Annotated in this window: 7 protein-coding genes; 5 read left to right on the plus strand and 2 right to left on the minus strand. The window is 38.3% G+C overall.

The window, feature by feature from the left end:
• Nucleotides 1-7: 7 nt before the first annotated feature.
• The 3 genes from V4596_13060 (at nt 8) to V4596_13070 (ending at nt 2,801) form a co-directional block, all read left to right on the plus strand.
• A complete protein-coding gene (locus V4596_13060) occupies nt 8-1,048 on the plus strand; it encodes a low specificity L-threonine aldolase (GenBank protein MES2770067.1) in 1,041 nt (346 codons plus the stop codon).
• Between the two features lie 236 nt (nt 1,049-1,284).
• Nucleotides 1,285-2,475 carry a hypothetical protein gene (locus V4596_13065; protein MES2770068.1) on the plus strand — a complete coding sequence of 397 codons (1,191 nt, stop codon included), beginning with the start codon at nt 1,285-1,287 and terminating at the stop codon, nt 2,473-2,475.
• Between the two features lie 17 nt (nt 2,476-2,492).
• Nucleotides 2,493-2,801 carry a hypothetical protein gene (locus V4596_13070; GenBank protein MES2770069.1) on the plus strand — a complete coding sequence of 103 codons (309 nt, stop codon included), beginning with the start codon at nt 2,493-2,495 and terminating at the stop codon, nt 2,799-2,801.
• A gap of 201 nt (nt 2,802-3,002) precedes the next feature.
• On the opposite strand, the gene V4596_13075 is transcribed toward V4596_13070, so the two are convergent.
• On the minus strand, nt 3,003-3,407 hold the full coding sequence (locus V4596_13075; GenBank protein MES2770070.1) for a hypothetical protein: 405 nt from the start codon (nt 3,405-3,407) through the stop codon (nt 3,003-3,005).
• A 790-nt stretch (nt 3,408-4,197) separates the two neighbouring features.
• On the opposite strand from V4596_13075, the gene V4596_13080 reads away from it, so the two are divergent.
• Together V4596_13080 and V4596_13085 are read left to right on the plus strand one after the other, a co-directional pair.
• Nucleotides 4,198-4,644, plus strand: a complete 447-nt coding sequence (locus V4596_13080; GenBank protein ID MES2770071.1) for a hypothetical protein — start codon at nt 4,198-4,200, stop codon at nt 4,642-4,644.
• Nucleotides 4,644-4,895, plus strand: coding sequence for a hypothetical protein (locus V4596_13085; protein ID MES2770072.1), 252 nt, complete (start codon nt 4,644-4,646; stop codon nt 4,893-4,895). The genes V4596_13080 and V4596_13085 overlap by 1 nt, the downstream gene beginning before the upstream one ends.
• Nucleotides 4,896-4,952: 57 nt before the next feature.
• Here V4596_13085 and gcvP read toward each other — a convergent pair.
• The coding region (gene gcvP / locus V4596_13090) for an aminomethyl-transferring glycine dehydrogenase (protein ID MES2770073.1) at nt 4,953-6,931 on the minus strand (1,979 nt) is incomplete at its 5' end.

The raw sequence follows: 6,931 nt of genomic DNA on the forward strand, positions 1-6,931 counted from the left end.
AGAATTAATGGCTAAGAACTTTGCAAGTGATAATAATTCTGGTGCGCTTCCTGAAATGGTGAAAGCCATTCAAAAAGCTAATATAGATCACGTTCACGCCTATGGTGGGGATGAATATACGGAAAGTGCCGTCAAGAAATTCAAAGAACATTTTGGAAATGATATTGATGTGCATTTTGTTTTTAACGGGACGGCTGCAAATGTTTTATCTATTAAAGCATTTTTAAAACCTTACGAAGCCGTTCTTTGTGCTGAAACTTCTCACTTACATATGGATGAGTGTGGGGCGCCGGAAGCGTTGACGGGTTGTAAGCTAAGACTTCAGCCTTCTCCGGATGGAAAAATTAAAATCGTAGATTTAGAGAAGCAATACATTAGGATGGGTGATCAGCATTACTCACAACCTAAAATGGTTTCTATTACTCAACCGACAGAATATGGAACTGTGTATACCGTTGAGGAAATGAAGGCGATCGGGAAATGGGCGAAAGATCACAATATGTTTTTCCATGTGGATGGTGCTAGATTTCCCAATGCTGCTCTATCACTAGGTAAAACTTTAAAAGAAATAAGTAAAGATGTTGGCGTGGATGTACTGTCTTTTGGTGGAACCAAGAACGGATTATTGTTTGGTGAGGCGGTAATTTTTTTCAATACGCAATTTTCTAAAGATTTTAAATTTCACCGTAAGCAAATGATGCAATTGGGAAGCAAGATGAGATTCGTTGCGGCTCAATTTGAGGATTATTTATCCAATGATCTTTGGAAGAAGACAGGCGAGCATTCTTTAGGCATGGCTAAGCTTTTGCGATCAAAACTTTCAGAAATTCCTAAAGTGGAAATCACACAAGAAGTTCAAAGCAATGCGGTCTTTGCGAAGTTCCCAAAAGAATGGATCAAGCCTTTAAAAGATTTAAACTTTTTTTACGTCTGGGATGAAAATACTTTTGAAGTTAGGCTTATGACTACTTTTGATACAACCGAAGAACAAATCAATAATTTTACAAATCTTGCGCGTGAACTTTCTAAGAGAAGCACTGGAGTCTGATAAGTAAAGTGCCTGCGCGAGTTGCTATCCTTGCTGATTTCTTTCCGAGGGTTTCGACTAGTCTTTAGTCGTAATCACAATAAGTAAGCTGGAGGCTGGACATAGTTCTAGATAGTGTCTTTTGTGCCTTTCTAATTATTAAAATCACCTTATACATAATATCCTAATAGAGTGCATTGAGATGGGCTTTTGTTTTTATGCAAACTATGGGTTTGTATTATGAAAGTGTTATTATTATGAAGCTTTTAATAATTAATATTTTGCTTTCTTTTTTTGTGGTAAATTCGTTTGCGCAAACTCATGCCAATGAAATAGGCATGCTGAGAGGAACAGTTCTGGCTCAGCGTCTTGCGCAAGCGAAAACATACGCCGACTTGAATCGTATTTTTGTTTTATCTAAAAATGATCGAAAATTGTTTTATGAAGATTTAAAAAAATATAAACTGCTAGATAAGCCTTTGCCAAAGTTCAGTTATGAAAAAAGCACTTTGACATTTCAAGGGCCTAGCAAAAAAATCGCTTTGTCTTTTAAAGACGTCGCTAGCAACAAAATATATTTTAATGGGTATGCAATTGGCATGAAGGAGCCACTCTCCTACATTCAATCTTTGATTTTGGTGCGAGATATTTATGCGAGGAAAAATAAAAGTGCATTATATAATTCACGGTACAATTCATTATACAATTTGATTTTTCCTAACGCAGAAGCGGCTGAAGCTAAAGATGGCAGTACCTTGGAATATTTGTGGGCCGCCCTAGTTTCGTCCGAATCTGTAAAGATATCCGGTGCGGCCAAGATATCTTTCCTTTTTTTGGAAGAGAGGTTGATCGATGCTTATGAAAAAACAATAAGTAATAAGGCTGATGGAGGACTTCTCCTGGGTGACGGAAACTTTGATCATGCAGAAAAATTTGGTGATGCCTCTCATGCGGTTGCGCTCAATAAGTTTACGTGCTCTGGGAATCGGCTTTCTAAATTAACATACGGACCTGTCATCGAAAATGGATTTCGTGTGGAAGGAGAAGTAGATCCATGGGCATTTATAAAATTCAATCCCAAGTCTGGTTATACCGGAGAATACACTTATACAACAAAATCTTCAGAGGCCGTGAAGTGCAGCTTTGAAGCTGGCTTGGATGGCACGATCAAAACAAAATCTATGGAAAGTGTTTGCGCTAAAAAAGGTGAGAATATATTTAAAATAGTATCATCTCATAAGAATTTACTTGATCATGCTTTTGATCATGCTTATGAAGTGATAACTACAAGTAGTGGAAGACTCTATGGGGATTTTCCTAAAGTAGCTGATGCCTGCTGCCAAAAAAAAGGTTGTGAAGCGAAAGTGAATGCGGCAGTCGATAGAGCTCTCAATCAGTATACAAAAAGAGTATATAGCCCAAAGCCAAAATCCAAAGCCACACGTTAGAAATAAAGGTCTTCTTAATGAAAATTCTTCGCATTATATTTATTTGTTTCGCTGTATTCATTGGAATCTTGTTTTTAGGAAACTACATCGTTGGAAATTCTTTTGAAGAGAAGTTGGAATTGAGTATCACAAACAAAAATAATATTCCCATTTCTGTTTATATTCGCACAACTGATTTAGATCTAGATCTTACGGATGAGAGAAAAATTGATGAGCTGGAAAATATTCAGCCTGGAGATACTCGGAACGCATCGATCAATATGGATGGTACGGCGCCAGAAGTTTGTAAGGCTGTTATTATCAAAGCTGAGAGCAAAACAAAATAATACCCTTGTGGAGAAAGAACAGAAACGGGAGAAGGATCCGGTCTCACAAAGGTTGATCTACAAGTCGAATTCTAATCACACAAAGCTTAATAGTATTTCACAACTATTTTTCATTCGATGAAATAAATATGCGTAATAAAAGACTATCAAGTCAGCGTCTATTTGAGAATATTTTGATCATAAAATCAGTGCTTTAGAAATTCACTTCGTTGCTGATACATACAGAAATGATGTTCTATCATCTAGAGAACCTTCTAAAGTAACATCTATATCACTTAAATTTTTCCACTTACTAATGGAGCCTGCAAAGGGAAGAAAGAAAATATCTACATGATATTTTTCCGAATATCTTTGTATGTCTACCTGATATCTAAAAGAATGACCATCTTTGTCGTATTTGTGACTAAATCTACCGCAGGTAAGAGCTTTCTCCAGACAATTTTTATTTTCGAGTTTAATTGTTATAAAAAGCTCATCAACTGTTGAGCCATGTAATTGATCATCAAGAGTAGATGCTCTTATTTTTAGGTTAGCTATATCCATATCATCGGCTTGAGACTTGATGGCTAGTAATGTTACTATTGAGAGAATTATTAACTTTGTCATAAAAAATCATCCTTATATTTAATATGGTTTAAGTAAAATTCTCAGAATAGTTTATGTCAACAATCAAATGATTTGGACTGAGCTCTTATTTCTGGAGTCTTCCAGCTAGCTTAAAAATCATTGATTTCTTGATTGCACCCCAAATACTCGATCAGTAACGAGTTTATGATGTTGAAAACACAGAAGTTTCAAATTCTGAATCGTGGCCTCTCCATTAAATGCCATCGGCTTTGTGTGATCATATTGGATTAAATGCTTTGAGTTGCATCTTCGCTTAGTTTTCTGGTCGGTGAAAGTACAATATCCTTTATCTCTCATATATACTTCTTGTTTGGTAGTTCCCGGAATATAGCGACTAATGGGCCTACATGTTTTTCGATTCGTGGAGTTCGAAGTTTCTTTGGATAAATTTCCATGTACATTTTTATTTCCTTTGATCTTGTGATTATAGGGCGCTTTTTGAATATTGACGCGACGACAGTACGAAAAACTAAGGGGTACCTTTTTTTTGCACTTGCGGTACCTTTTTTTTGCACTTGCGAAACCCAAGTAGACTGGCGCCTTTGTTTTATAAATCTCGCTCGAGAATTATCTAAAAGTATTGCCATTAGTACTTTCAACCGTTTATCAAAAGGTTTGGATAGGCTATCCAGGCCAAGATCTAGAGCTATCAGCAAAGCCTGTTATTTAGTCATCCATTAAGATATTATATAAACATAGTTAATCACACTTAAGACTCGGTTTTTACATCCCATTTAATGTCTTGGGGCATATATTAGGAGATTATTTAATGAATTTTTTCAAAATTTCAATTGCGGCACTTATATCGCAGGTCATTTTCGTGATACCTGCCCTGACGGCGACAAATGCAAAGAACTGCAAGTATGTATCTCAATCGATCTTAGTTGTAGGATCCGCCTCGAGTGATGCTTCTTGCGTACCCAATTTACTTTGCGTAGCAAATGTTTCGTGCGAAGACGGATTTGGAAAAAAAGAAAAATCGATTGCTTGTACTGCAGCTGAAGGAAAATGCCCAGATTTAGAAAAGTGTGTAGCAGACAGAACGACTTACTACAAAGAAGAAGTTAAAATTGGAGAAGCTGGTAAAAAAGTCTGGACAGCATACGCGATAGCAACTGCTCCTAACCTAATTAGCGCTTATATGAATAATCAAATGGAGAAGTCTGAAAAAGCGTCTAAGGAAGATTATCCTAAAGACTCGAAAGGTAATAAATAATGTACAAATCAAATTTTAAAATAGCCTTTTATTTTATCCTCATCACCATTTTAACCCCTCTACTTTTCGCAGGTGAGGGAAAGTTGGTTGTGATTGAAGGAAAAATTAAATCGTTTACGGATAAAACAATAAGAGTCTCTACAGCTACGGGAGTAGTTTCAATTCCAAGAAGCACTCTCCCTGCAGAGATTACTTTAAAGCCGGATGAGCAGGTAAAGATTCCTGTTTTAGAAAGTCAAATTACTAAATAAGTATTAATTTTTAATTCAATAGAAGCGCTGAAGTTTAGCGCTCTTTTTATTTTAGGATTATGCCTGCGAAGCTTGACCGAAGAAATCATCGCAGGTGCAAATAAGATTTCTGTCCCCAGCCACGTTGTCGACTCTCGAAACTGCGGGCCAGAACTTTGCTTTTCTTGTCCATGCCGTTGGAAATGCTGCCTGATCTCTAGAGTAAGGCTTATCCCATTTGTCACTCGCCACTTCCGTTGCAACGTGAGGAGCATTTTTTAAAACGTTATTGGTTTTATCGGCTTTGCCAGATTTTACATCTTGGATTTCGTTATAAATTGAAATCATGGCTTCACAGAAACGATCGAGTTCAACTTTGGATTCACTCTCTGTCGGTTCGATCATTAAAGTGCCAATCACAGGGAAAGACATCGTAGGCGCGTGATAGCCGTAGTCCATCAATCTCTTTGCCACGTCTTCCACGCCGATTCCGGTTTCTTCTTTTAAGCCTCTCACATCCACGATGCATTCGTGTGCCACAAATCCATTTTTACCTTTGTAAAGAACCGGGAATGAAGACGTTAATTTAAGTGCTACGTAATTTGCGTTTAAGATCGCCACTTGCGTAGCTCTGAGTAACCCTTGTGGTCCCATCATTTGGATGTACATCCAAGAGATTGGCAGAATACTTGGGCTTCCCCATGGAGCAGCTGAAACTGCCGAGATTCCTTTTTCTCCACCCATTTTTACTAATGAGTGCGTAGGAAGATAAGGAGCCAAATGTTTTTTAACGCCGATTGGGCCCATGCCGGGTCCGCCACCGCCGTGCGGGATACAGAATGTTTTATGAAGGTTTAAGTGACAAACATCTGCGCCCACTTTTCCGGGAGAGCTTAATCCCACCATGGCATTCATGTTGGCGCCGTCCAAGTAAACTTGGCCGCCATTTCCATGGATGATTTCACAGATTTCTTGAATGCTTTCTTCAAATACACCGTGAGTTGATGGATATGTTACCATTAGAGCTGCAAGATTATCTTTGTGTTGTTCGGCTTTTGCTTTTAAATCGGTGACTTCGATATTTCCATTGGTGTCACATGCTACGCCCACCACTTGGAATCCTGCCATGACGGCGCTCGCCGGATTTGTTCCGTGAGCAGAAACTGGAATTAAACATATATTTCTATGGGATTGATTATTGGCCTCAAAATATTTTCTGATAACGAGTAGACCTGCATACTCACCTTGAGAACCGGCATTAGGTTGGAGCGATGTTGCATCAAAGCCCGTGATCACGGAAAGCGAATTTTCTAAATCCTTAAACATCTCTTGATATCCGAGAGTTTGATCTAGAGGTGCGTAAGGGTGAAGGCTTCCAATCTCTGGCCACGTCAATGGAATCATTTCAGATGTCGCATTCAATTTCATGGTGCAGCTTCCGAGAGGAATCATGGAAACCGTCAGAGAAAGATCTTTGTCTTGAAGACGTTTCATGTAACGTAACATTTCTGTTTCGGAGTGATAGCTCGAGAAAACATCTTGTTTCATGTAATCAGATTGTCTTAAGAAGTTTCCGATGTTGAACTTTAAGTTAGAGTATTCCTTTGCAAAATCAAAAGACTTACTCGATGCAAAAACACTGTAAAGAGTTTCTAGACTCTCTAGTGTTGCAGTTTCATCAAAGGAAACGCCAACCGATTTTCCATCAATCACTCTTACGTTGATTTGTTTAGCGGTAGCGTTTTGAGAAATTGTTTTAGAATCTACGCCTTCGATTTTTAAAGTATCGAAGAAATTTTCATTAGAAACTTTGTATCCAGCTGCTGTCATGCTTTGAGCAAACAAACACGCGAACGTGTGAATGCGCTTTGCAATTTTCTTTAAGCCTTCTGGTCCGTGATAAGTGGCATAGAATGCCGCCAAGATTCCTGGAAGAGCCTGTGCTGTGCAAATATTTGAAGTCGCTTTGTCACGGCGAATATGTTGTTCACGAGTTTGTAGTGCAAGTCTGATTGCGGGGTTATTCAGTCTATCAACAGATACACCCACAATTCGCC

The sequence above is a fragment of the Bdellovibrionota bacterium genome (genome assembly GCA_040386775.1).
Classification (GTDB): Bacteria; Bdellovibrionota; Bdellovibrionia; order Bdellovibrionales; family JAEYZS01; genus JAEYZS01.